The following is a 23,993-nucleotide window of genomic DNA, read 5'->3' as shown; positions in this document are numbered from 1 at the left end:
GTCAGGCCGCGATCGGGATCATCGCGCGGACGGTGAAGCCGCCGGCCGGTCCGGCTCCCGCGGTCAGGGCGCCGCCCAGCGCCGCGACCCGTTCGCGCATCCCCATGATCCCGTGTCCCTCCGTGCTCGTCGCCTCGCCGGCGCCGTCGTCGGTGACCTCCACCGTGACACTTGCCGGGCTGTAGTCCAGGGTCACCGTGACCCGGGTGGCCCGGGCATGGCGGACCGTGTTGGTGAGTGCCTCCTGCACCACGCGATAGACCGCCGTCGCGACCGGCGCCGGCACCTCGGCGCGTTCGCCCAGCTCGGTGACGGTCACCTCGATCCCGGCCGCCCGTACCTGGTCGGTGAGCCCGGCCAGGCCCTCGAGCCCGGCGGCCGGGGTCTCGATCCGGTTGCCCTCGCGCAGCACGTCCACGAGCGACTTCAGGTCGCTCATGGCCCGGCCCCGGACGTCCTGAGCCAGCCGCAACGCGTCGCGGGCCTCCTCCGGCTCCTCGTCGAAGGCGTCCAGCGCCACGTTGAGGTGCACACCGACCACGGCGAGCGTGTGTGACACCACGTCGTGCAGGTCGCGGGCGATACCGACGCGTTCCTCGGCCCGCCGCCGCAGCGCCTCCAGCTCCTGCTCGTGCAGGGACTGCTCCAGCCGGGCGGCGACCTCGTCCTGCCAGCGGCGGGTGCTGCGGTACGCGAGGGCGGCGGCGAGCACCGCGGCCAGCCACAGCGCCTCCCCGCCGACCTGGCCGAGGACCCGGTCGGAGTCGTACCGCTCGACGAAGGCGTCCCAGACCAGCCCGTACGACAGGGTCAGCGCCCCGGCCACCGCGGCCGTGCGCAGCCGCCCGGCGAGGGCCAGCGCGGCGAAGGCCGCCGTGGCCGGCCAGGCCCAGCCGCTGCCGATCAGGTCCGACGAACGCCAGGCCACGACGGTCAGGACGGCGACGATCAGGACGGTCAGGGGCCAGCGCCGGACGAACAGCATCAGCAGGGCGAGCCACACCGCCACAGTGGCGGTCATGATGGCCTGCAGATTGCCGCCGGTGACGGCGAGTCCGGCGGGGACACCGACCAGCGTCAGAGCGGCGGCCACCCAGGGCAGCGAGCGTGGCATGGCGATCACCGTCCCGTCCCCGTCGTCGGTCGCAGCGGCCGCAGCGCCACGTAGCTGAAGCAGGCCGCCGTCATCCACAGGGCGAGCCGCCGGGTCAACGAGATGAGCGTCTCATGGTCGGCGATCCCCAGTCTCGGTCCCGCCACGACGTGCAGCGCGGCGAGTGCGGCCAGCGCACCCACCCCCGCTGCGATCAGGCACAGTTGCTGTCTCATGGTCTCGGTCATGGGGGAAAATTAGGCTCGGCGGGGGGCCGGCCGCGTCGTCCCGGCGCCGTCTCTCGCCGCGACTCCCTTGGAGTACGGGGCTACACCGATCGCCGTATGTCGCCCTAGGCTGACCCGCGTGACCGACGAAGGCACCGCCGCCGCCGTGCTCGCCGCCTACGGCCGTTTCCCGGTCCGGCCCGGGCTCACCGAGTCCGAGCTGGCCGGCGTGGAGCAGGAGTTCGGCTTCTCGTTCGCCGACGACCACCGCGCCTTCCTGGCCGCCGGCCTGCCGTACGGGCGCGGCTGGCCGGACTGGCGGGACGGCGACCGCGCCCAGCTCCGCGAGAAGCTGGCGATGCCGGTCGAGGGCGTGCTCTTCGACGTCGCCGAGAACGGCTTCTGGTACGAGGGCTGGGGTCCGCAACCGGCCGGGAACGCCGACGCCGTCACGGTTGCCCGCCGGTTCCTGATGACCGTCCCGCGGCTCGTGCCCGTCTACTCGCACCGGTATCTGCCGGCGGGTCGCGGCACCTCCGGGCACCCGGTGCTGTCGGTGATGCAGACCGACATCATCGGCTACGGCGCTGACCTGACGACCTACATCCGCCACGAGTTCGGCGGCGAGCCTCTGGAAGCAGGCCGCCCCACCGTCGCCTTCTGGCGCGATCTCGTCGCTTAGCCTTCGACTCCCCGCTTCGCGCGGGCCCGGCGCTTGCCCTCGTGCATGGCGGCCACCCGGGCGACGGGGATGGTGTGTCCCTCGGCGACCAGCCCCGGATCCAGCGGCTGCGGCGCGGGCATGTGCGCCGCCCACGGGTCACTGCCGTTCAGCAGCTCCGGCGCCGTCCGTACGGTGAAGTCCGCCGGCGTCACGTCGTCGAGCACGTCCCAGCCCACCGGGAACGACACCGGCAACCCCGGCCGTACCCGCGGGCTGTACGCCGCCACCACAGTCGCGCCGCCCGCACGGGTCGCGTCGAGGAAGACCTTGCCGTGCCGGTCCTCACGGATGAACGCTGTCGTCGCCAGCTCCGGATCGAGGCGCTCGGCGCGTGCCGCGACGGCTCGGGTCGCGGCGGCCACGTCGACGGTCGCGGCGCTGCCGTCGAGCGGCACGAAGATGTGCACGCCCTTGGAGCCGCTGGTCTTGACCGCGCCGGCCATGCCCGCGTCGGCCAGCGCCCGGCGGACCAGGTGGGCGGCCTGGACCACCACGTCGAAGCCGGCGCCCTCGGGCGGGTCCAGATCCATGATCAGGTGGGTCGGGTGGTCGCGGTCGGCCACGGTCATGAGGGTGGGGTGATACTCGACCGCGCGCTGGTTGGCGAACCAGAGCAGCGTGCGGCGGTCGTTGCAGAGGGCGTACTGGACCTCGCGGTGCGACGCCTCGGCCCACACGGCGGTCCGCGGCACCCACTCCGGCGTGTATTTCGGCAGGTTCTTCTGCATGAACTTGTCCTGCCCGCGCAGCACCCGGATCACCGAGAGCGGCCGGTCGCGCAGGACGGCCAGGACCGGATCGCGGACCGCGTCCAGGTAGTCGACCAGGTCCCGCTTGGTCGCCCCGGCGCCGGGGAAGAGCTCCTGGTCCAGGTTCGTCAGGGGTACGCCGGCCCGTTCCTCTTTGTCCGCCATGGCCTCATCCTGCCCGGACCAGGCTCAGCGCGGGAAGCACCATGGCCAGGGTCAGCACCACGTAGACGCCGCCGAGGAAGAACTGGCCGTGCCGGGTGGCGATGACAGCGCCGACAAACGGCCCCACGACAGCGGCCAGCGCGGCCAGCAGCAGGGTGCCCGGCTGCCGTTCGGGCCCGGTGACGCCCCAGCCGACCAGCAGCGACACGGAGACCAGCCAGATCAGGGTGACCAGGGTGACCTTGAGCGCGACCTCGGAACGCACCCGGGCGGCCCGCCGCTCGGCGCGCAGCTCGCTCTCCGACGGGAGCCCGACGTCGACGCGCGACAGCGGCGTCCGCTCGATCTCCAACGTCACAAGCAGCACTCTAGGGGAGCCGCCGGGGTCGCCGCATCACCAGCGCAGGATGACGATCCCCCACACGTGAGCAGGGTGACCGTCACGCTCAGCGGGGTGGGCGTTCGCCGCTGCCGCGGGGGATGACCGAGGTCGAGATGACGATCGAGCGGGCCGGGCCGGAGTGGCCGCTGATCCGTTCGTGGGCCAGCCGGGCCGCCTCCCGGCCCATCGCCACCGCGTCGTGCGCCACCACCGTCGTGCCGATGACCTCGGCCAGGTCGAAGTCGTCGAAGCCGATCAGCGCGGGCGGATCCGGCCGGTCCTTGAGCGCCCGCAGCGCGCCGGTGGTCAGCCGGTTGTTCGTGGTGAACAGCGCGGTGGGCGCCGGGTCCAGCGCCAGCAGCTCGCGCACCGTCTCCTCGGCCCGGCGTACGTCGTGCACGTCGGTGCGCAGGTAACGCTCCCACTCGTCGTTGCCGGCCGCGTTCATCGCCGCCCGGAAGCCCTCGATGCGCTTGCGCTGCGGCACCGTACGGGCCAGGTCGGCCACCAGAGCGATCCGCCGGTGGCCGCCCCGGAGCAGGTGCTCGGCGCCGGCCCGGGCACCGCCGGCGTTGTCGATGACCACCACGTCGGCGTCGATGCCGTCCGGCGGCCGGTCCAGAAAGACGAACGGCACCCCGCGGCTGCCCTCGATGGCCAGATACTCGTGGCGGTCCGCGCTCGGCACGATCAGCAGCGCCCGTACCCGCCGCTCCAGGAACGTGTCGATCAGCTCCCGTTCCAGCGTCGGGTCCTCGTCGTTGTTGGCCGTCACCAGCTGCAGCCCGTGCTGGCGCAGCTCGCGCTCGATCCCGCTGGCCACGGCCGAGTAGAACGGGTTGGTCAGGTCGCCGCTGATCAGCGCCACCAGCGCCGAGGTGGCACCCCGGCGCAGCTCGCGCGCGATGCCGTTGAGCCGGTAGCCGAGCTGGTCGGCCGCGTCGCGGACCCGGCGGCCGGTGTCCTCGGCGACGTTCGGCTCGCTGTTGAGCGCCCGCGACGCCGTCTTGAGGCTCACGCCGGCGAGGGCGGCCACCTGGGTGAGCGTCGGCCGGCGGGCGGTCGATTCGTCGACGGCGCCGTCGGCGGACCGGGATGCGGGCATGGTGCTCCGAACTGTCGGCGAGAACGGTAAGCCGGGGCGAGCAGACGGCTCAGGCGGCAATTATGACATCGACACCGCCCGGCGCGGCCGCCCCGGCACACGCCGACCGGCCCGGCCCCACCGAGCGGATCGGCGGCCCGGACCAACCGTTCGGACCGCTGCGAAGACCGGCAGAAATACTACTGTCTGTAGTCTCCGGTCCCGACGGCCGGAGCCGATAGTGGCTGCTGGAGGCGTTGTGACGGACACCATCACCGCCGGCCGGGATCGATACTTCGACACGCTGCGTGCTGTCGCGATCATCCGGGTGGTGCTGTTCCACGCCTTCCCGCTCGCCGCGCTCGAACTCGTCTTCCCCTCGATGGGCGTCATGTTCGCGCTCGGTGGCTCGCTCATGGTCAAGTCCCTGGACCGGTCGGCGACCCGGGCGGTGCGCAGCCGGGTGCGCCGGTTGCTGCCCGCGCTGTGGGTGATGGCGCTCATCGTCGTACCGGTGATGATCCAGCGCGGCTGGCCGGACCGGCCGTCCTGGCCGCACCTGCTGCTCTGGATCCTGCCCGTCGCGGATCCGCCGGCGAGCGAGTTCGGCTACCCGGCCGCGGGAGTGCTCTGGTATCTGGTCACCTACCTGTGGCTGGTCCTGCTGTCGCCGCTGCTGCTGAGCCTCTACCGCCGGTGGAACCTGCCGACCGTGCTGCTGCCGCTGTTCGGGCTCATGCTGCTGACTGCCTACCCGGACACCTTCGGCACGACCGCCGGCTGGGTGGTGCAGAACGTGCTGGCCTTCGGGTCCTGCTGGATCCTCGGCTTCGCCCACCGAGAGGGCGACCTGGCCAAACTCCGGCCGGCCGTGGTGCTGGGACTGGCCGCCGCCTGCGTCGCCGGTGGGCTCGGCTGGGCGTACCTGCATCCGGCGGACACCGGGATGGACCTGACCGGCCTGCCGGTCGCGTACGCGGTCTTCTCCATCGGTTTTGTGCTGGCCCTGCTGCGCTGGGCGCCGCAGATGGACTGGCTCGCCCGGGCCCGGCCGCTGGACGGCTTCGTGTCGATGGTGAACAACCGGGCAGTGACGATCTACCTGTGGCACAACGTGGCCATCACCGTCGCGGTCTACCTCTTCGACCCGCTGAAGCTGTGGCGCATCCCCACCCAGGGCCTGGAGAGCGCCGTCGACTTCACCATCGCACTGACCACGCTGGCCGTGATCGTGCTCGCCCTGGGCTGGGTCGAGGACATCGCCGCCCGCCGGCCGCCACGCTTCTCGCCGTTCGTGCGGCGGCGCCCACTTCAGCAGCCCCTGGCTCCGGCGCCTGCCCCCGCGCCGGCGGCCATCTGAGCTGCTGGAAAAGAGTGGGCCCCGCACCGGCCGGTGCGGGGCCCACTCTCATTTGACCTTGACCGTGGGGCAAGGTCCACGGTGATGGACATGGCAGACGAGTTCCTCACCATCGGGGCGTTCGCGCGGGCCGCGCGGCTGTCCCCGAAGGCGCTGCGGCTCTACGACGACGTAGGCCTGCTGCGCCCGGCCGCCGTCGACGCGGACTCCGGCTACCGCTACTACGCGCCCGCCCAGCTCGACCGGGCCCGGCTGGTGGCCTGGCTGCGCCGCATCGACATGCCGCTGGCGCGGATCAAGGAAGTCTGCGACCTGCCCGGCGCCGAACTGGCCGCCGCGATCGGCGAGCACATGGCGCACGCCGAGGCGGAGTTCGCGGCCCGGCGCCGGCTCGCCGGCTTCCTCACCGACCACCTCACCGGAAAGGGGACCACCATGTCCGACACCCACCCGCTCGGCCTGCGCTTCGCCGCCGGCTCCGAGATCGGCCAGGTCCGCGACAACCATCAGGACCTGGCGTACGCGGGCAGCACCCTGCTCGCCGTCGCCGACGGTTCGGGGCCGGCGGGCGACCGGGCCGCGGCAGCAGCCGTGGACGTCTTCCGCTCCCTGCCCGCCACCGGGGACCTGCTCGGCACTCTGACCGCCGCCGTCCGCGACGCTGACGCCGCCGTGCTGGCCCTCGGTGCGGACAGTGACGAGCGGCCCATCACCACCCTCACCGCGCTGCTCTGGTCGGGCACCCGGATCGGCGTCGCGCACATCGGGGACACCCGCGCCTACCTGGTCCGCGGTGGTGAGCTGTCCCGCTTCACCGACGACCACTCGTACGTCCAGGGCCTGGTCGACGCCGGCGAGCTCAGCGCCGCGGACGCTGTCACCCATCCGCAGCGGCCACTGCTGGTGCGGGCGCTGGGTGCCGCCGCCGAGGCCGACGTCGCCGTCCGCACTGCCGTCCAGGACGACCGCTATCTGCTCTGCTCGGACGGCCTGTGGGCGGTGGTGCCGGCCGGCCGGATCGCGGAGGTGCTGACGGCGGGGCACGATCCGCAGGAGACTGTGCGGCTGCTGATCGAGGAAGCGATGCGCGCGGGCGCGCCGGACAACATCGCCTGCGTGGTCGCGGACGTCGTGCCCCTCTGAAGCAACTACTGGGCGAGGGCCGCCGCGGTCGGCAGGTCGCGGCGGCCTCGCAACGGGCCGAGCACGAGGATCAGGCCGCTGGCGGCGTACCCGATGGCCATCAGCATGATCGCGCCGCGGACGCCCAGCGGTCCCGCCAGCGTGCCGCCCAGCACGGCCCCGACCGGGATCGCGCCGAAGTTGACGAACTGCATGCTGGTCAGCACCCGGCCGAACAGGCCGGGCGGGCAGTACGCCTGCCGGAAGCTCGCCCCGATCACGTTGCCGGCGATGGCGCCGGCGGCGACGCCGAGCATCCCGGCCACGAAGACGAGCAGACCGAGGCCCGGCTGGGTGAACGGGATGAGCACGGAAGCCACCCCGCCGAAGGTCTTGCAGGCGACCAGCGCCCGGGCACCACCGAGCCGCCGGACCAGCCGCGGGGTCAGCGAAGCGGCACCGACCCCACCGAGGCTCACCGCCGCGAACAGCAGCCCGACGGTGGTGGTGCTGACCCCGAGTTCACGTACCAGGAAGACGACGGCGATCGCGTTGATGCCGGTGAGCCACAGATTCGCAGCCGCGCCGTAGACGGTCTGATTGAGCAGGTACTTGTCCCGCAGCAGCCAGCGGGCGCCGACGACGATGTCGGCGCGGATGCTCACCCGCGCGATCGGCGCCGGCCGCCGCTCCGCGCGCCGGATGCGCCACAGCGCGAAGGCCGAGATGAGAAAACTGAACGCGTCCACGACCAGGCCGGCGACCGCGCTGACCGCGGCGACGAGCAGCCCGCCCGCCGCCGGGCCGGCCACCTGGGCGGCGGATTCGGTGCTCTGCAAAGCGGAGTTGGCCCCGACCAGGTCTTCCTTGTCGAACATCGCCGGCAGGTACGCCGCCCAGGCGACGCTGAAGAAGACCGTGGCGGCGCCGAGCAGCAGGGTGACGGCGAGCAGATGGGCCATGGTGAGAGCGCCGGCCCAGGCGGCGACCGGCACGCTGATCACGAGTACGGCGGAGACCAGGTCGCTGACGAGCATCACCGGCCGGCGGGCGACCCGGTCGATCCAGGCGCCGGCGGGCAGGCCGATGAGCAGCCAGGGCAACCAGGCGGCGGCGGTCAGCAGACTGACGGTGAAGGCGCTCGCGTCCAGGACCTGCACGGCGATCAGGGGAGTGGTGACGGCGGCGACCGAGCTGCCCAGGCGGCTGACGGTCATGCCCGCCCACAGCTTGCGGAAATCGGCGTCACGGAGGACGCCGCGCCGCTTCGCCTTGTCCGGGCCGGCCTCGGTCGCGGCGGCCTTGTCCGGGTCGGCCTTGATTGCGGCGGCCTTGTCCGGGATGGACGTTGCCGGGCCGGGCGGGGGCGGGGCGGTCACGGGCGGGCCGGGAAGCCCCGGCCGATCACGAAGACCGGCTCCCGGTCCGGCGCCTCCGGGCGTCCCGCGTAGCGGTCCATGACCGCCTGGATCTCCGCGCCCATCTCGGCCAGCTCGGCCGGGCTCAGCCGCAGGAAACCGTCGGTGGAGAACGCCGCGTCGCTCCACGGCTCCTCCCGGGAGGCCGGGCTGCCCAGCCAGGTCGAGATGAGCTCCACCTGCCGTTGCAGCCCGATCGCCATGGCCGCGTCGGCCGCCGCGATGTCCGCGGCGTCGGCGGCGAAGTCGGCCGTGCTCCAGCTGATGCTGCGGTCCGGCATGCGCCACCAGTGCTCCTTGCGGTTGCGCGCGAGCTCCGGCGCCTCCTCGATGAGACCGGCCTCGGCGAGCACCCGCAGGTGGTGGCTCACGTTGGCCACGGCCTGCCCGGTGGTACGGGCCAGCACGCTGGGCATGGACGGCCCGTCCACGCGCAGCACGTCCAGGAGCCGGCGTCGTACCGGATGCGCGACCGCCTTGAGGACGGCGGCGTCCTTGATCTGAGCCATGACCTCACCATGGCATGGTTAAGAGTCGTTGCGCAACAGCTCTTTACCATTAGGCTGGGGCGGTGATCCGATCCAGAGCTGCCGGGGACCTGTCCGCCTGCATGGCCACGCTGCGGGTGGTGCACGAGGCGGACGGCTATCCGCTGAACTGGCCTGCCGATCCGCCGGCCTGGCTGACGCCGCCGGGCCTTCGGGGAGCCTGGGTCGCGGTCGAAGGGGAGACCATCACCGGGCATGCGATCGTGACCGGCGACGGAGAGCTGAGCAGGCTTTTCGTCAGCCCTCAGCGGCGCGGCACCGGCCTGGCCCGGGAGTTGATCGCCCACGCGCGCGCAGCTCACGACGGGCCGCTGGTGCTGGAAGTGGCCAACGCCGCGGCGGCGGCCTACTACGAGCGCACCGGGTGGATGTTCACGGGCAGCGCCGTGGCGGACTGGACCGCGCCCGACGGGAGCCCGGTCACCCTGCGCCGCTACCGGGTTGCGGGCCAGTGCTCCGGTCCTCAGGCCGGGGGTGAAGGCCCGCGCTGGGAGGGCCGCTAAGGCCTGAGTAGTGCCTTAACCCGAGGGCTGTTGGATCTGCTCGGCCAACGGTACCGGAACGATGGCGGCGATCCGGCGGCCGTGATTGGTCACCCAGATGGTCTGGCCCCGTACGGCCACGTCGTTCAAGGTGGCCGCGAGGTTTTCGCGGAGCTTGCGGGCGCTGATCTCGTTCGGCATGTCGGTCACGTACGCATGGTAACGCTTGTGTACGCTTTCCCTGATGCGGCTCCGTTACAACTTCCGCGTGTACCCGACGCCCGGCCAGCAGGAATCGTTGGCCCGGTCGTTCGGGTGTGCCCGGGTGGTGTTCAACGACGGGCTGCGCCTGCGCCAGTCCGCGCGGGAAGCGGGCGGGAAGTACGTCTCGGACGGCGAGCTGTCCCGGCGGCTGATCACCGAGGCCAAGACGACTCCGGAACGGGCGTGGCTGGGCGAGGTGTCGTCGGTCGTGTTGCAGCAGGCCCTAGCCGATCTGAACACCGCATACCGCAACTTCTTCGCCTCGATCACCGGCAAGCGCAAGGGCCGCAAGGTGGCCCCGCCCCGATACCGGTCCCGCAAGGACAACCGGCAGGCGATCCGGTTCACGAAGAACTCCCGGTTCAAGGTGTTGGACAACGGCCGGCTGCGGCTGCCGAAGATCGGCGACCTGGACGTGCGCTGGTCCCGCGAGCTGCCCTCGGACCCGTCGTCCGTGGCGATCATCCGGGATGCGGCCGGCCGGTACTTCGCGTCGTTCGTCGTGACGATCGACCAAAACGAGACCCTGCCGCCCACGGACTCCGAGGTCGGGATCGACCTGGGGCTGACCCACTTCGCGGTCATGTCCGACGGCAAGAAGGTGACCGCACCGAAGTTTCTGCGCCGGGCGGCTCGCAGGCTCAAGCGGTTGCAGCAGGCCCTTGCTCGCAAGACCAAGGGCTCGGCCAACCGCAAGAAGGCCGTCGTCAAGGTCGCTCGGGCTCATGCCCGGGTCGCCGACACCCGGCGGGACTGGCAGCACAAGTTGTCACGACGTTGATCCGCGACAACCAAGCGGTGTACGTCGAGGACCTGTGCGTGGCCGGTCTCGGCCGGACCCGGCTCGCCAAGTCCATGCACGACGCCGCGTGGGCCAGCTTCACCGGCATGCTGGAGTACAAGGCGGCCCGGTACGGGCGCACCTTCGCCCGGGTGGACCGCTTCTTCCCGTCCACCCGCATGTGCTCGGACTGCGGCCGGATCAACGCCAAGATGGATCTGTCGATCCGGTCGTGGGACTGCCCGTGCGGCAGCGACCACGACCGGGACGTCAACGCCGCCGTCAACATCAAGGCCGCCGGGCAGGCGGACTTCAACGACCGTGGAGCGCAGGTAAGACCGGGACTTGTCCCGGCACCGCGCGGCGAAGCGGTAACCCACCCGGACGCCGCGTGTTCCACGCGCGGCGTGGCGGGAATCTCCGTCCTTCAGGGCGGAGAGGATGTCAACGCTCAGCGTGACAGCCTCCGCACGATCTCCTCCGGCGGGAGCTGACGATCCGCCGACTCCGGCGTACCGGCAGCCAGCTCGGTCCCGGCGATGTCCGCGTACACCACCGCCAGGGCCTCGAACAGCGCCGGCGTCAGTCCCGCCGCCTGCTGCGTGACCGCGATCTCCCGCATCTCGTCGACGAACCGGTGCGCCTTCGTGGCCGCGCTGACCACCCCCGCCGAGTCGGCCAGGCCGTTGCGCGCCAGGTCCGCCAGCACCTGCTCCAGCACCCCGTGCTGCCCAGCCGTCCGCATCGCCTGCGTGACCAGGGCGGTCAGTCCCTTGTAGACGCCCGCCGTGCACATCTTCAGTGCACTGGCCGAGCCCAGCCCACCGCTGAGCACCACCGGCTCGACCTGACCGTCCCACGGCAACCCGGCCACGACCTCCGCCTCCGGTCCGCTGAGGTAGATCCGGGCGCCCGGCCGGGCGGACGGCGGCGGTCCCGAGATCGAGCCGTCCACGACCGGCAGCCCGGCGCAGGCCTCCGCGATCCGGGCCATCGTCTGCGGCGCGACGGCGTTCAGGTCCGCCACGACCGGCGCCACCCCGGTACGGCGGGCCGCCGCCGCGATGTTGTGCGCGACCCCGAGGGCCTGCGCCGGCGGGGTCACCGACAGCACCACGTCCGCGGCGGCTATCACCTCGTCCATGCCGGGCAGCAGTTCCAGGCCCGCGGCCAGCTGCCGGGTCCGCTCCGAGCGCCCGGCCGTGGTCGCGACCGCCCTCGCGCCGCCGGCCCGCAGCGCACCGCCCAGGCCCGCGCCCATGTATCCCGGACTCACGATCGCCACAGTCACCATGCCCCGACATTAAAGACCGGGCCACAGCCGGGACACAGATGACGCACAGTGAACCTTGGTTGTCTTCTGGGAGACAACCCGCGAGGAAAGGCCACCACCGTGCAGGAACAAGGGGATCAGGACAACGCCGCATACGTGCGCCGGGTGCACGACAAGGGGCTGCAGTTCGACCTGCGGACCATGTCACGGCGCCGGCTGCTGGCCGCCTTCGGCGGGGTGGGTGCCCTCGCCCTCGTCGGTGGGACCGCGGCCTGCGGCAGCACAGCCGAGACGGGGACGACGGCCGCCGCCACCAGCGCCGCCGCTGCCACCGGCACCGCCACCGAGGTCGAGTCGGAGACGGCCGGGCCGTACCCGGCGGACGGGTCGAACGGGCCGGACGTGCGGACCGAGTCGGGCATCGTGCGCAAGGACATCCGCACGTCGTTCGGGGACTCGAGCGGGACCGCTGAGGGCGTACCGCTGGAATTTTCGCTGGTCGTGACCGACCTCAACGGCAAGGCCCTCACCGGGGCCGCGGTCTATGCCTGGCATTGTGACCGCGACGGCAACTACTCGCTGTACTCCACCGGGGTGACCGACCAGAACTATCTGCGGGGCATCCAGGAGACCGATGCCTCCGGCACCGCGACTTTCACCAGCATCTTCCCGGCCTGCTACTCGGGCCGGTGGCCGCACATCCACTTCGAGGTCTATTCATCGCCGGCCGACGCCACCAGCGGGGACGGCCCGATCGTCAAGACCTCGCAGATCGCCATCCCGCAGGACGTGGCGGACGCCGTCTACGCCACCGACGGCTACAGCAAGAGCGTCAGCAACCTGAGCCAGGTCAGCCTTGACACCGACAACGTGTTCGGTGACGACTCGGCGGTCACCGAACTGGCCACCGTCACCGGCAGCGTCGCCGACGGTTACGTCGCCAAGCTCACGATCGCGGTCGACCCGTCCGGCGAGGAGACCGGCGGCGGCGGCGCGCCCGCCGGTGGCGGGGGAGCGCCGGGCGGCACGCCGCCGTCGGGTGCCCCGCGTCCGGCCTCCTCCTGAGCGGACGGTTCCGCCCGGGCCGCCCCAAGGCCCGGGCGGAACCCGCTCACGCCTCGGCGGTCAGCTCGTAGATCTCGGTCACCGGGTGACCGGCCTTCTCGTGCACGCGCTGGACCGCCTCTTTGCTCGGCCCGGTCGACAGGCAGAAGGCTTTGCCCTGCTCAGCGTCGAGCCAGGCCCGCTCGAAGTGCACCCCCTCCTCCCCTTCGACCTTCAGGTCGGCCTCGTGCGCGGCGTCCAGTTGCTCCGGGGTCACCCCGTGGAACCCGCTGTGCACGTCCATGAACTTCGCCATCGAACTCGTCCCCTCCACTCGGTTACCGGCACCAGCCTGCGGGGACGGCCCGCGTCGGACATCGGTCATAACACCTAGGAAGGCCACCGGCTTCGGCCTAGAGTCACGCCATGCGTGCCCCGAGCCCCGTGCTGGTCGGCCGCGACGACCTGCTGGCGCTCGCGGACCGCCGGCTCGCGGCGACCGCCGGCGGCCGCGGTGAGCTGCTCTTCCTGGCCGGCGAGGCCGGCATCGGCAAGACCCGCCTGCTGACCGAGATCGCCGGCCGGGCCGTGGCGAGCGGTTTCACGGTGGTCGGCGCGGCCGCGTTCCCGGCGGACGCCGATGTCGCCGCCGGGCTCATCACGGACGCACTCTCTTCTTTCGGTACGCCCACAGCAGAGCTCCTCCGCCAGTCCCACGACGGCGACAGTCACCGCCAGCGTCGTCTGCTGGTCACCGGCCTGGCCGACGCGCTCGCCGAGGCCGGCGCGGGACCGCAACCGGTGCTGATCACGCTGGAGGACCTGCACTGGGCGGACGACGTGACCCTGCAGACGCTGGCCAGGCTGGCCCACCGGCTGCCCGGCCTGCCGTTGCTGATCATCGGCACGTACCGCAGCGACGAGCTGTACCCGCGGGTCCCGATGCGGGAGTGGCGCACCCGGCTGCTCAACCAGCGGCACGCCGAGGAGGCCCGCCTGTCCCGGCTGAGCCCGGCGGACACCGCGGCGCTGGCCACCGCGATCTCCGACCGCGTCCTGCCCGCGACGGTGACCGGCGCGATCTTCGCCCGCAGCGACGGCATCCCGTTGCACGTCGAGGAGTTCCTGGCCACGGTCGACGCGGAGGCGGCCCTGCCGGACACGCTCGCCGAGGCGGTGCTGGCCCGGGCGGCGTCGTTGAGCGCAGCCGCCCGGTCACTGGCCGGCACGGCGTCGGTGATCGGCCGCTCCTTCGACGTGGACCTGCTGACCGCGATCACCGGCGAACGCCCGGACCCGATCGACGACGGTCTGCGCGAACTGGCCGAGCGCTTCTTCATCCAGCCGCACGCCGACGGGTTCACGTACGACTTCCGCCACGCCCTGATCCGCGACGCGCTGCACGCGGACCTGCCCCCGCTCCGGCGCCGCGAGCTGCACGCCCGGGCAGCCGAGGCGGCGCTGGCGGCCGGGCTGTCCGACGCCTTCGTGAGCGACCAGTACGAACGCGCACACCGTCCGGCCGAGGCCCACCGACACGCGCTGACCGCGGCGGCCGCGGCAGTACGGATATCCGCGCACCGCGAGGCCGTCGAGCTGTACCGGCGAGCTTTGCGGACAGCGCCGGCCGGCCTCCCGGTGGACGAGTCGGCGGCCTTGCTGACCGCGCTGGGCGGCGAACTCGCGGCGGTCGACGAGAACAGTGAGGCCGCGGAGACGCTGCTCACGGCGTACCGGATGCGTCTGGAGGCCGGGGACGCGCTCAGCGCGGCCGCCGTCGCACCGCAGCTCGTCGCGGTCTGTCATCTGCTCGGCGCGGGCCTGGAGCAACGCACCGGCCTGCTGCGCGAAGGCCTGGACCTGATCGCGTCCCGCACCGACGAGCCGGCCCAGGAGATCCGCGCCGGGCTGCACGCGGCGCTGTCCGCGGCCTACATGCTGGACCGGCGGCTCGAGGAGGCCACCGAGGTCGGGGTGCTGGCCGAGGCGTTCAAAGTGGAGGACTGTGATCATCCGCTGCGCTGCCACCTCGGCGGCACGCTCGGCTCGATCCTGGTCTTCGCCGGCCGCATGCACGAAGGCTGGCAGATGCTGGCGAACGCGATCGGCCGGGCCCGCCGCGGCGGCCTCGAAGCGGAGGCGGCCCGGGGCTACCGGATGATCGGCTCGTCGGCATCGGTGCTGGTCGAATACGACCTGGCCCGGTTATGGCTGAGCGAGGGGATTGAATACGCGGACTCGGTGGAACGCTTCAACGACCGGCACTACATGGCGGCGCACCTGGCCCATGTGGACTGGGCCGAGGGAGCGTGGCCGGCGGCGGAGGCGGGGGCTGCCCGGGCGCTGGCCGACGGACAGGGCATCACCACCCGGATCACGGCGCTGCACGTGCTGGGCTATGTGGCCCTGGGCCGGGGATCGTTCGACACGGCCGATGACTGCATGCGCGAGGCGGCGGCGCTCGGGGAAGCGATGGGGGAGCTCCAGCGCATCTCACCGGCGTGGTGGGGCCTGGCGTCGATCGCTCTGCTGCGCGACGAGCCGGCCGAGGCGATCGGGTGGTGCGAGCGCGGGTACGAGGCTTCGGCGAAGGTGCGGGATGCGGCTTATGTGTTCCCGTACGTGGTGACCGGGGTGCGGGCCTACCTGGCGAAACAGGACCTGACCGGGGCGCGGGACTGGCTGCGGCGGACCGGGGAGCTGCTGCGGGACCGGGAGATCCCGGGGACGCTCGGGGCGCTTGATCATGGGGCTGGGCTGGTGCATCTGCATGAGGGGCAGACCGGGAAGGCGCGGGTCGAGCTGGAGCGGGCGGCTGAGTTCTGGCGGGGGCGGCGGCGTTTCTGGGAGGGTACGCAGGCGGTGGCTGATCAGGCGCGGTGTGCGTACCGGTCGCGGCGGCCGGGGGATGCTGCGCGGTTGTCGGCCCAGGCGGCTGCGGAGGCCGCAGCGGCTGGGGCGGTGGTTCTAATTCCTGCTGGTGCCGCTTTGCCGCTGCCCGTGGCTGCCCCTGGGCGGCCCCGTTCGTTCGCGACTGCCGGCGGCGCGCCACGTGCGTCGTTGTCCGGGCCCGGGCCGTCCGGCGCGAATCTGCCTGAGCTCACCGCGCGGGAGCGGGAGGTGGCGGGCCTGATCGGGGAGGGCGCGACCAACCGCGAGATCGCCGCGGCGCTGTCGATCTCGCCCAAGACCGTGTCGGCGCACGTCGAACACATCTTGACCAAGCTTTCGGCGTCCCGCCGGGCCCAGATCGCGACGTGGGCTGCGACACATCGCTGACGATTGTCGACCGATCGGGGTACGTCGAACGGGCTATAGCTAGTGGTCTATACCTTGGCAAGAATCGGTTCATGACCGCGCCCGGAAACGACGCACTCCTGATCACACTGCTGGCCGCGTTCACGGCCTGCGTGGGATACGCCGCCGGCCGCCTGCACCAGTGGTACCGCACAGTCCTGGACCGCGACGAGGCCTATCGCGACGGATACGACACAGCGACCCGCAGCGTGTTCAGCCTGGCGGCGCGGTTGATCGGCCCCCGGCGGGCGGTCCGCGGGACGGCGGTCGTGTCGCCGGCCGTCGCGTCCCGGCCTGATCAGTCGGTGATTCTGCTGCCCGCCTCGTCGTCTGTGACGCCGCCGCCTCCTGATCTTCGTCCGTCCGCTGTCAGTTCCCCGGCCGCGCCGGCCCGCGCTGCTGCCGGCTCATCCCGCTCCGCTGCCGCTTCGTCTTCCGGGACTGCTGGTTCTGCGCCCCGCTCGGCGTCGTCGGCCGCTTCCTCGTCGGGTCCGCTCGCCGGCTTGCCCTGGCCTGCCTCCCCCTCGGCGACCGATTCGGCCGCCGCTTTCGGGTTCCCGGCGCCTACTTCTGTTTCGCCGCTGGCGCACGGCTCCGGTCCTACCCGGAACGGCTCCCCGCGCCAGGGGAACAGTCCCTTTGCCACAGGGAAGGGCCAGTCGCCTGCGACAAAGAGCTCATCAAGCCCCGGCAAGAATCCGCCGATTGTCGAGACGGGCTCGTCGGCACTGGGGGAGAGGTCGCCTTCCGCCGGTCCTGGCGCGCCGGTCGCGGGTACGAGTTCACCTTCCGCTGGTCGTGAATCGTCGGGGACACGGTTGGATTCGCCTTCTGCTGGTTCTGGTTCGCCTTTCGTAGGACCTGGTTCGTCGATCACGGGTATGGGTTCGTCTCCGGCAAGGCCGGCTTCATCGTCCGCGGGGACGGGCTCATCGGCCGCAACACCGGGTTCACCCCACGCGGCGGCGGGCTCTTCGCCTGCAGCGCCTGGTTCACCCCGCGAGGCGGCGGGCGCATCCCCCGCAGGGACGGGTTCACCGCGAGCGGAGGAGAGCTCGCCTCCCACCGGGGCGGAATCGCCGAGCGCGGGCAAGGGCTCGCCGTCGGCCACCGTGCGGCGCTCGTCCTCCGCCGGCCAGACCGAAAGCGCCGGCGGTGGCCGCCACCTCGTCCCCGACGAGCTCGTCCGGGCCCCCACCTACCGCCTGACCCCGGACCGCGTCGCCCGGGCGAAGGTGCGCGAGGCGATCGTCGACGACGACGATTCCGAGGACACCACCCGCCTGCCCCCGTCGGTGCCCCGCCCTCGCCAGTCGTGACCCGCCGGGAAATGTCAGAGCCCGGCGTTAGGGTGCGCCATGGTCACCGTCCAGGAGGTCCGCGAGGTCGCCCTGAGGCTACCCCGCACTACCGAGCACCTGATCTACGACCGGGTGAAGTTCCGGGTGGGACAGATCGTCTACGTGGCGTTCTCCCGCGATGAGACAGTCATGGGCTTCGGCTTCCCGAAGGAGGAGCGCGAGTCCCTGGTGGCATCCCAGCCGAAGGTCTTCCACCTGCCGAAGGCGACCGACATGCGCTTCCGGTGGGTCCAGGCCTGGCTGGCGGAGCTCGACCACCGCCAGATGGAAGAGCTGGTGATCGACGCCTGGCGCATGGTGGTGCCGAAGCGGGTGGCCGCGGCCTACGTCGCCGGCCTGCCCGACGCCGATCCACCGGCCAGCCGTTAGGTCCGGATGGGGTCATGGGCGTCTACCTGGAGACGGAGCGGCTGGTGCTGCGCCAGTTCACCGCGGGCGATGTCGACCACATCGTCGAGCTGGACAGCGATCCCGCCGTGATGCGCTACCTGACGGGCGGCCGCGCGACGCCGCTCGAAGAGGTCCGGGACGTGGTGCTTCCTTTCTGGCTGGCGTACTACGAGCGGGGCGAGCAGTTCGGCTTCTGGGCCGCCGTCGAGAAGGCATCCGGGCGTTTCGTCGGCTGGTTTCACTTCCGCCCGCGCCCGGACGGCCCGCCCGCCGGTGGTGACGCCGACGCCGGGGTGGAGCTGGGCTACCGCCTGCGCCGCGAGTCCTGGGGCAAGGGCTACGCGACCGAAGGCAGCCTCGCGCTGATCCGCAAGGGCTTCACCGAGCTCGGCGTCGAACGGGTCTACGCCGAGACGTTGGCCGTGAACCTCGGCTCGCGCCGGGTCATGGAGAAGGCGGGCCTGCGCTACATCCGCACGTTCCATCAGGACTGGCCCGAGCGGATCCCCGGCGACGAGCACGGTGACGTTGAATACGCCCTGACCCGCGCCGAGTGGCGAGCCGCCCGCCCCTAACGCAGGTAGCCACCCTCGGCGAGGTTCTTGGCGTGCTGGGCGTACACCTCGGGCTCCCGCGGGGCGAGGGTGGCCAGGCCGTCGACGTAGCGGTTGTACATCGAGAAGGCCGCCGCGATCAGCACCGTGTCGTGGATGGCCTTGTCGTCGGCACCGTGCTCGCGGGCGTGGTCGATGTCCGCGGGGCTGACGCTGCGGCCGTCGACCCGTACCTTCTCCGCGATCGACAGCAGTGCCCGCATCTTCTGATCGGTCTGCGCGTGCTCGGTCGTCTTGCCCTCCTGGTGCAGCAGGTGGGCGGCGACCGCGCCGTGGATCCCGCTGCAGTACGTGCATTCGTTGCGGCTCGACACGTACGCGGCGATCGTCTCCCGCTCGCCGGGCGTCAGGGGTGACGGGCCCCGCAGCAGCGCATCGGCCAGGCCGTTGAGCGGGCCCGCGGTGTGCGGATATTGGACCAGGAGCCCGACCATGCCGGGCAGTTCGGGCAGGTTGATGTGCGGCACGCGCCCATCGTCCTGTGCCCGCGGCGGCGTGTCCAGCGAGCCTCCGGCTGCTCTCCGCGACCGTTCGCCCGATGGCCCGCCGCCTGCTCGCCGGCGATTCCGGTGAGGCCCAGGACGCCGCAGCCTGCGCACCGGCGGTTTCGGTGAGGCCCGGGACGCCGCAGCCTGCGCACTGGGGATTTCGGTGAGGCCCGGGACGCCGCAGCCTGCGGGCCGGCGATTCCGGTGAGGCCCGGGAAGCCGCCCGCCGGGGCCGTTCCGGGGTGCTGATGAACGCCGTCTTCGACCTGCGCAAAGCGCTCAGCCTCACAGCCGCATCGCCCGCCACCCGGCCCGCAGCTCCGCGACGAACAGCGCCGGCTGCTCGAAGGCCGCGAAGTGCCCCCCACGAGCCGGCTCGCCCCAGTAGCGGATGTCCCGGAAACGCTTCTCGGCCCACCGGCGCGACGGTCGCGGATTCTCCTTCGGGAACACCGAACAGGCCGTCGGCACCTCGACCACATCCGTCGTGCCGGTGCGGAACCGCGCCTGAACTGCCCGGAAACTCTCCCAGTAGAGCCGCGCCGCCGAGGCACCCGTCCGGGGCAGCCAGTAGAGCATCAGATTGTCGAGCAGCTCGTCGCGGGTGAGCACCGTGGACAGGTCACCGTCGCAGTCCGTCCAGGCCTGGAACTTCTCGATGATCCACGCGGCCAGCGCGGCCGGCGAGTCGACCAGCCCGTAGCCGATGGTCTGCGGCCTCGTCGACTGCTCCAGTGAGTAGCCGTCGCCGCTGTCGCCCGAGGCTTCGAGGTCGCGCAGGGCGGCCTCCTCCGCCTCGGTGAGCGTTTCGAACGTCGTCGGGTCGGGCGCCACCAGTGGGGGCATGACGTGGATGCCGAGGACCCTGTCGGGGTGCTGCTGGGCGATGCTCGTGCTGATGCTGGTGCCCCAGTCGTGACCCGCGGCCACGAAACGCGGATAGCCCAGTCGCTCCACGAGCTGCACCCAGGCTGCGGCTGTCCGTTCCACTGTCCAGCCCTGTTCGGCGGGACGGTCGCTGAACCCGTACCCGGGCAAAGATGGACACACCACGTGGAAGGCGTCCGTCGCCTCGCCGCCGTGCGCGACCGGATCGGTGAGCGGGCCGATCACCTTGGTGAACTCGGCGATCGAGCCCGGCCAGCCGTGTGTGAGGACCAGCGGCACGGCCTCGGGATGTGGCGACCGCGCATGCACGAAGTGGATGCCGAGGCCGTCGACGGTCGTCCGGAACTGGGGCATCCGGTTGAGCCGCGCCTCGGCCGCCGGCCAGTCGTAACCATCGGCCCAATAGCCGCAGAGTGCCTGCAGCTCCGCCAATGGCGTCCCTTGCGCCCAGCCGCCGGCGGTGGCCGGCTCGGGCCAGCGCGTCCGCCGAAGCCGCTCGCGCAGGTCGGCGAGGGCCTCGTCGCCGGCCCGGATCGCGAAGGGCGTGACCATCTCGGACGACCGCTGATTCATGGTTCGGGACGCTAGCGGCGCGGTACGACATTCTTGCCCGGATCGCGTCCGAGCAGGGCGAGGATGCGATCCAGCGGATCTTGACCGGGGTCCGGAAGCGGCGGCGCGAAGGCCGCTCCGGGCGCCAGTCGGGCCTCACCGGCGGGCACGGCCTCCGCGATGGGCAGGGCCGCGGCGAGTACGTCCGGCGGCAACTCGTACGCGAGGCCGAGCGTGCGCGCGACGTCCCAGCCGTGCACGACGTAGTCGACGAGGTGGAAGCCGATCGCGAGTCGGCCGGGAATCGGCCGTGGCGTGATCTCGGGCAGCAGGAAGCCGCGTTCGGCAACGTCGGGCTGGGCGAATGCCGCGATGACGGCCTCGGCTGCTCCCGCGTACTCCCGGGTGACGTCGTCGCCCGGCTGGCGCGGCTGCCAGATGTCGAGATCGTCGCCGTGGCCTGCGGCTGCTGCGGCGAAACCGCGGTGCTGGGCGGTCATGTGGGCGAGCAGGTGGCCGAGATCCCATTCGGCGCAGGGTGTCGGCAGTGACAAGTCCGGCGGCCGGACTTGCGCGACGATCGGCACGGTCGCCCGGACAGCTCGCGCATGGATGGCGAGGAGGTCGATAGTATGCATGTGCTTACGATCTGCGGGCGTACATGATTTGTCAAGGTGTATGTTTTCGGCCGTGCCCGACCCGGACCGCGACCGACCCGATCTCGGCGCGATGGTCGTGCGGCTCGGCCGCGCGCTGATCGCGGCCGAGCGGCCGGTGCTCGCCGCTCACGACGTGTCGATGTGGGGTTACGTCGTGCTCAGCGCCCTGGCCGACGAGCCGATGCGCACCCAGGCGGCGCTCGCGCGCGCCATCGGCGCGGACAAGACCCGGATCATCGGGACCCTCGACGAGCTGCAGGAACGCAATCTGATCGAGCGCGAGCCGGACCCCGAGGACCGACGGGTACGGCTGCTGCGGCTGACGCCGGCCGGGCGGCAGCTGTACGCGTCCGTGAGAGCCGGCATCCGGGCCGCCGAGGAGCAGTTGCTCGGCGGGCTGACGTCGGCGGACAAGCGGATCTTCCTGCGGGTTCTCCAGCAGTTGAGCCCCGAGGTGAGCTAGTGCTCAGCGGGCGGCGATGGCTTCCTGCAGGCCGCGCGCGGCGAGCCGGTCGGCGCGCTCGTTCTCGGGATGACCGGCGTGGCCCTTGACCCAGTGCCACTGCACGTCGTGCCGGGACACGGCTGCGTCGAGGCGCTGCCACAGGTCGACGTTCTTGACCGGCTGCTTGGCCGAGGTGAGCCAGCCGTTGGCCTTCCAGCGGGGTATCCACTTCGTGATGCCGTCCCGCACATAGATGCTGTCGGTGTAGAGCAGCACGGCGAGCGGCGCCCGGGTCAAGCTCTCCAACGCCTGGATGGGGGCCATGAGCTCCATCCGGTTGTTGGTCGTGGAGGAGGCCTCGCCGCCGCAGAGGTCCTTCTCGCTGGAGCCCCAGCGCAGCACGGCACCCCAGCCGCCGGGTCCGGGATTGGGGATACAAGCGCCGTCGGTGTAGATCTCCACCGCAGTGGCCGAGCCAGTCATGCGCAGCACCCTACCGACCAGCTCAAGCCGGGAGGGCAGCAGAGCGGGAGGCTCCCACCGCATCGAGTGAGCGTCAGGCCGCCGATCCGGTGCCTGCGTGACGCCGCAGGCTTGCCGGGGGGAACCGGTACCGGACCGGCGGCCTGCCCCCGCAGTGCCCGAGAGCGGTGGGAGCGCTCCCAACCCCAGCCTAGCGAATGGTCCGCCCGGCGCCAAACCGTTCGGAAACACTCACATTCCACGGCTGACCAGCCGCTCTGCGACCTGCGGTTCTTGCTCGGAAAGAGGCCGGCCCGGCGCGGTCCGGACCACACCGCTGTGGACAGGCGGGAGCCGCGGACCGGCCAGCCAGTACAGTTTCGGCATGCGTGAGGCAGCCGTCGAGGTGCAGGACGTCGTCGTGAAGTACGGCGATGTCGTTGCCGTCGACGGCGTTTCGCTGACCGTGCCGCGCGGCGCGATCCTGGCCCTGCTCGGCAACAACGGCGCCGGTAAGACCAGCTTGCTCCAGGTTTGTGAGGGCTTCCGCGCGCCCGACGCTGGGTCCGCCCGGGTGCTGGGGCTCGACCCGGTCGCCGATCACGACGATCTGATGCCGCGGCTCGGCATCATGCTGCAGTCGGGCGGTGTCTACCCCTGGGCGACCGCCGGTGACATCCTCCGGCTCTTCGCTTCCTTCGCCGCGCATCCGCTCGACACCGACATGCTGCTCGACCGGCTCGGGCTGCGGAAGTTCGCCAAGACCACGTTCCGCCGGCTCTCCGGCGGTGAGCAGCAGCGGCTGTCCCTGGCCGTCGCGCTCGTGGGCCGGCCCGAGCTGGTCTTCCTCGACGAGCCCACCGCGGGCATGGACGTCGGCGCCCGCCAGACCACCTGGGAGCTCGTCGAGAGCCTGCGCACCGACGGTGTCTCGGTCCTGCTCACCACGCACCTGCTCGACGAGGCCGAGAGCCTGGCCGACCACGTGGTCATCATGGACAACGGCGTGGTCGCCGCCACCGGCACGCCGGCGGAGCTCACGGCCGCGGCCGGCATCGACCTCCTTCAGGTACGCGCGGACCCCGCCCTCCCGGTCGCCGACCTCGCCGCCCGCCTGGACGCCAAGGTCACCGAGGACAACCCGGGCGAGTACGCGATCGCCGGCGCCCTCGACACCGAAGCCATCGCCGCGGTGCTCGGCTGGTTCGCCACGGCCGGCGCCCAGGTGACCGCGGTCAACACCCGCCGCCGCACCCTCGAAGACGTCTACCTGGCCCTGACCGCCGGAGCCACCCGATGACCATCGGGTCCCACCGACGACGCCCGACCGCGACGAAGCCTGGAGCTGGGCGATGAGCACCGAAGCCGGCACGTTCACTCCCGCTCCCGGCCGGGCGCCGATGCGGGCGATCCTCCGCCAGCAGGTACGCATGGAGTTGCTGCTGACCGCCCGCCGTGGTGAGGCTGTGGTGCTCGCCATGGGCGTACCCCTGTTGGTGCTGCTCGGTGCCGGCCTCACCAACGCCACCAACGTCCCCGGCGACGACCGCCTCGGTTTTGTCGTCCCCGGCGTGCTGGCCCTGACGGTGATGTCGACGGCCTTCACCGGCCAGGCGATCACCACCGGTTACGAACGCAGCTACGGCGTCCTGAAACGCCTCGGGGCCTCCCCGCTGACCCGCCCCGGCCTGCTCTTCTCCAAGACCGCCGCGATCCTCTGCCTGGTCGGGCTGCAGGTGCTCGCCCTTGCTCTGGTCGGTGTTGTGGTGGGCTGGCGGCCCGAGCTCTCCCACGTCCTGCCGGCCATCGGCGTGACCGTGCTCGCCACCGCTGCCTACTGTGGCCTGGCCCTGCTCATCGCGAGCGTGTTGCGGCCCGAGACGACCACCGCCGCGGCCACCCTGATCTATGTGCTCATGCTGGCCGCGGGCGGGATCATGTTCGCGGCGCCCGACCTCGGCACGGCCGGGCACTTCCTGCTGCCGCTGGCGGCGCACGCCGAAGCGCTGCGCGACACGCTCACGAGCGGCACCGCAGTGCCGGCGAGCATCTGGCTCAGCCTCACCCTCTGGGCCGCGGTCGCGCTCACCGCGGCCGCCCGCAAGTTCCGCTGGGAGTAAC

Annotated in this window: 26 protein-coding genes and 1 pseudogene; 13 read left to right on the top strand and 14 right to left on the bottom strand. The window is 71.9% G+C overall.

Translation table 11 applies throughout. The features are described from left to right. Nucleotide 1 precedes the first annotated feature (1 nt). Nucleotides 2-1,114, bottom strand: coding sequence for a sensor histidine kinase (locus ACQP2Y_RS37120; RefSeq protein WP_433720873.1), 1,113 nt, complete (start codon nucleotides 1,112-1,114; stop codon nucleotides 2-4). Nucleotides 1,115-1,119: 5 nt separating this feature from the next. Next, nucleotides 1,120-1,341, bottom strand: a complete 222-nt coding sequence (locus ACQP2Y_RS37115) for a hypothetical protein (protein WP_433720872.1) — start codon at nucleotides 1,339-1,341, stop codon at nucleotides 1,120-1,122. Between the two features lie 118 nt (nucleotides 1,342-1,459). Here ACQP2Y_RS37115 and ACQP2Y_RS37110 point away from each other — a divergent pair, with 118 nt between their 5' ends. Further along, on the top strand, nucleotides 1,460-2,002 hold the full coding sequence (locus ACQP2Y_RS37110; protein WP_433720871.1) for a hypothetical protein: 543 nt from the start codon (nucleotides 1,460-1,462) through the stop codon (nucleotides 2,000-2,002). Here ACQP2Y_RS37110 and ligD read toward each other — a convergent pair. From ligD to ACQP2Y_RS37095, 3 genes are all read right to left on the bottom strand, one after another. Continuing rightward, the gene (gene ligD, locus ACQP2Y_RS37105) at nucleotides 1,999-2,958 is read right to left on the bottom strand and encodes a non-homologous end-joining DNA ligase (RefSeq protein ID WP_433720869.1); all 960 of its coding nucleotides are present in this window, start codon (nucleotides 2,956-2,958) and stop codon (nucleotides 1,999-2,001) included. The two genes, ACQP2Y_RS37110 and ligD, sit on opposite strands and share 4 nt — an antisense overlap. Nucleotides 2,959-2,962: 4 nt before the next feature. After that, complete coding sequence (locus ACQP2Y_RS37100) at nucleotides 2,963-3,316, bottom strand: hypothetical protein (RefSeq protein ID WP_433720867.1); 354 nt, start codon at nucleotides 3,314-3,316, stop codon at nucleotides 2,963-2,965. Nucleotides 3,317-3,404: 88 nt separating this feature from the next. Further along, nucleotides 3,405-4,445: a LacI family DNA-binding transcriptional regulator gene (locus ACQP2Y_RS37095; protein WP_360817441.1), complete on the bottom strand. Its 1,041-nt coding sequence runs from the start codon at nucleotides 4,443-4,445 to the stop codon at nucleotides 3,405-3,407. A 238-nt stretch (nucleotides 4,446-4,683) separates the two neighbouring features. On the opposite strand from ACQP2Y_RS37095, the gene ACQP2Y_RS37090 reads away from it, so the two are divergent. Both ACQP2Y_RS37090 and ACQP2Y_RS37085 read left to right on the top strand, forming a co-directional pair. Beyond that, entirely contained in the window at nucleotides 4,684-5,784 is a 1,101-nt protein-coding gene (locus tag ACQP2Y_RS37090; protein WP_433720866.1) for an acyltransferase family protein, read from the top strand. A gap of 90 nt (nucleotides 5,785-5,874) precedes the next feature. Then, nucleotides 5,875-6,927 carry a MerR family transcriptional regulator gene (locus tag ACQP2Y_RS37085; protein WP_433720865.1) on the top strand — a complete coding sequence of 351 codons (1,053 nt, stop codon included), beginning with the start codon at nucleotides 5,875-5,877 and terminating at the stop codon, nucleotides 6,925-6,927. A gap of 5 nt (nucleotides 6,928-6,932) precedes the next feature. Here the strand turns inward: ACQP2Y_RS37085 and ACQP2Y_RS37080 are convergent, their stop codons facing one another. Both ACQP2Y_RS37080 and ACQP2Y_RS37075 read right to left on the bottom strand, forming a co-directional pair. Further along, complete coding sequence (locus tag ACQP2Y_RS37080) at nucleotides 6,933-8,285, bottom strand: MFS transporter (RefSeq protein WP_433720863.1); 1,353 nt, start codon at nucleotides 8,283-8,285, stop codon at nucleotides 6,933-6,935. After that, the gene (locus ACQP2Y_RS37075; RefSeq protein WP_433720861.1) at nucleotides 8,282-8,833 is read right to left on the bottom strand and encodes a winged helix-turn-helix domain-containing protein; all 552 of its coding nucleotides are present in this window, start codon (nucleotides 8,831-8,833) and stop codon (nucleotides 8,282-8,284) included. The genes ACQP2Y_RS37080 and ACQP2Y_RS37075 overlap by 4 nt, the downstream gene beginning before the upstream one ends. Before the next feature lie 62 nt (nucleotides 8,834-8,895). Here ACQP2Y_RS37075 and ACQP2Y_RS37070 point away from each other — a divergent pair, with 62 nt between their 5' ends. Continuing rightward, entirely contained in the window at nucleotides 8,896-9,375 is a 480-nt protein-coding gene (locus tag ACQP2Y_RS37070; protein ID WP_433720860.1) for a GNAT family N-acetyltransferase, read from the top strand. Between the two features lie 15 nt (nucleotides 9,376-9,390). Here ACQP2Y_RS37070 and ACQP2Y_RS37065 read toward each other — a convergent pair whose 3' ends face one another. Next, nucleotides 9,391-9,555, bottom strand: coding sequence for a type II toxin-antitoxin system prevent-host-death family antitoxin (locus ACQP2Y_RS37065; protein WP_433732203.1), 165 nt, complete (start codon nucleotides 9,553-9,555; stop codon nucleotides 9,391-9,393). A gap of 43 nt (nucleotides 9,556-9,598) precedes the next feature. Between ACQP2Y_RS37065 and ACQP2Y_RS37060 the strand changes: the two are divergent. Next, nucleotides 9,599-10,893, top strand: a pseudogene (locus ACQP2Y_RS37060) (RNA-guided endonuclease InsQ/TnpB family protein). On the opposite strand, the gene ACQP2Y_RS37055 reads toward ACQP2Y_RS37060, so the two are convergent. Continuing rightward, nucleotides 10,851-11,693 (bottom strand): DUF1932 domain-containing protein, encoded by an 843-nt coding sequence (locus ACQP2Y_RS37055; protein WP_433720859.1) that lies wholly within the window; start codon nucleotides 11,691-11,693, stop codon nucleotides 10,851-10,853. The pseudogene ACQP2Y_RS37060 and the gene ACQP2Y_RS37055 overlap by 43 nt on opposite strands. A gap of 99 nt (nucleotides 11,694-11,792) precedes the next feature. On the opposite strand from ACQP2Y_RS37055, the gene ACQP2Y_RS37050 reads away from it, so the two are divergent. After that, the gene (locus ACQP2Y_RS37050; RefSeq protein ID WP_433720858.1) at nucleotides 11,793-12,737 is read left to right on the top strand and encodes an intradiol ring-cleavage dioxygenase; all 945 of its coding nucleotides are present in this window, start codon (nucleotides 11,793-11,795) and stop codon (nucleotides 12,735-12,737) included. 46 nt (nucleotides 12,738-12,783) lie between these two features. Here ACQP2Y_RS37050 and ACQP2Y_RS37045 read toward each other — a convergent pair whose 3' ends face one another. After that, nucleotides 12,784-13,032, bottom strand: a complete 249-nt coding sequence (locus ACQP2Y_RS37045; RefSeq protein ID WP_433720857.1) for an SCO4226 family nickel-binding protein — start codon at nucleotides 13,030-13,032, stop codon at nucleotides 12,784-12,786. Between the two features lie 110 nt (nucleotides 13,033-13,142). On the opposite strand from ACQP2Y_RS37045, the gene ACQP2Y_RS37040 reads away from it, so the two are divergent. From ACQP2Y_RS37040 to ACQP2Y_RS37025, 4 genes are all read left to right on the top strand, one after another. Further along, nucleotides 13,143-15,995 carry a helix-turn-helix transcriptional regulator gene (locus tag ACQP2Y_RS37040; RefSeq protein WP_433720855.1) on the top strand — a complete coding sequence of 951 codons (2,853 nt, stop codon included), beginning with the start codon at nucleotides 13,143-13,145 and terminating at the stop codon, nucleotides 15,993-15,995. A gap of 1,130 nt (nucleotides 15,996-17,125) precedes the next feature. Next, nucleotides 17,126-17,332 (top strand): hypothetical protein, encoded by a 207-nt coding sequence (locus ACQP2Y_RS37035; RefSeq protein WP_433720854.1) that lies wholly within the window; start codon nucleotides 17,126-17,128, stop codon nucleotides 17,330-17,332. 39 nt (nucleotides 17,333-17,371) lie between these two features. Next, on the top strand, nucleotides 17,372-17,743 hold the full coding sequence (locus tag ACQP2Y_RS37030; RefSeq protein WP_360819506.1) for an MmcQ/YjbR family DNA-binding protein: 372 nt from the start codon (nucleotides 17,372-17,374) through the stop codon (nucleotides 17,741-17,743). Between the two features lie 14 nt (nucleotides 17,744-17,757). Continuing rightward, the gene (locus tag ACQP2Y_RS37025) at nucleotides 17,758-18,339 is read left to right on the top strand and encodes a GNAT family N-acetyltransferase (RefSeq protein ID WP_433720853.1); all 582 of its coding nucleotides are present in this window, start codon (nucleotides 17,758-17,760) and stop codon (nucleotides 18,337-18,339) included. Here ACQP2Y_RS37025 and ACQP2Y_RS37020 read toward each other — a convergent pair. The 3 genes from ACQP2Y_RS37020 to ACQP2Y_RS37010 form a co-directional block, all read right to left on the bottom strand. Beyond that, entirely contained in the window at nucleotides 18,336-18,845 is a 510-nt protein-coding gene (locus ACQP2Y_RS37020) for a carboxymuconolactone decarboxylase family protein (protein WP_433720851.1), read from the bottom strand. The genes ACQP2Y_RS37025 and ACQP2Y_RS37020 overlap by 4 nt on opposite strands. A gap of 306 nt (nucleotides 18,846-19,151) precedes the next feature. Continuing rightward, on the bottom strand, nucleotides 19,152-20,327 hold the full coding sequence (locus ACQP2Y_RS37015; RefSeq protein WP_433720849.1) for an epoxide hydrolase family protein: 1,176 nt from the start codon (nucleotides 20,325-20,327) through the stop codon (nucleotides 19,152-19,154). Between the two features lie 11 nt (nucleotides 20,328-20,338). Next, complete coding sequence (locus ACQP2Y_RS37010; protein ID WP_433720847.1) at nucleotides 20,339-20,893, bottom strand: TIGR03086 family metal-binding protein; 555 nt, start codon at nucleotides 20,891-20,893, stop codon at nucleotides 20,339-20,341. Between the two features lie 103 nt (nucleotides 20,894-20,996). On the opposite strand from ACQP2Y_RS37010, the gene ACQP2Y_RS37005 reads away from it, so the two are divergent. Beyond that, on the top strand, nucleotides 20,997-21,428 hold the full coding sequence (locus ACQP2Y_RS37005) for a MarR family winged helix-turn-helix transcriptional regulator (protein WP_433720846.1): 432 nt from the start codon (nucleotides 20,997-20,999) through the stop codon (nucleotides 21,426-21,428). A 3-nt stretch (nucleotides 21,429-21,431) separates the two neighbouring features. Here ACQP2Y_RS37005 and rnhA read toward each other — a convergent pair whose 3' ends face one another. After that, nucleotides 21,432-21,893, bottom strand: coding sequence for a ribonuclease HI (gene rnhA / locus ACQP2Y_RS37000; RefSeq protein ID WP_433720844.1), 462 nt, complete (start codon nucleotides 21,891-21,893; stop codon nucleotides 21,432-21,434). 364 nt (nucleotides 21,894-22,257) lie between these two features. Between rnhA and ACQP2Y_RS36995 the strand changes: the two genes are divergently transcribed. After that, nucleotides 22,258-23,172 (top strand): ABC transporter ATP-binding protein, encoded by a 915-nt coding sequence (locus tag ACQP2Y_RS36995; protein WP_433720842.1) that lies wholly within the window; start codon nucleotides 22,258-22,260, stop codon nucleotides 23,170-23,172. Nucleotides 23,173-23,224: 52 nt separating this feature from the next. After that, a complete protein-coding gene (locus ACQP2Y_RS36990) occupies nucleotides 23,225-23,992 on the top strand; it encodes an ABC transporter permease (protein ID WP_433720841.1) in 768 nt (255 codons plus the stop codon). The last annotated feature ends 1 nt before the right edge of the window (nucleotide 23,993 follow it).

Origin of the sequence: Actinoplanes sp. CA-051413, assembly GCF_050955795.1 — a bacterium.
GTDB lineage: Bacteria > Actinomycetota > Actinomycetes > Mycobacteriales > Micromonosporaceae > Actinoplanes.
Note: the sequence above shows the minus strand (reverse complement) of the source record. Positions and strands in the feature narration are given on the sequence as shown.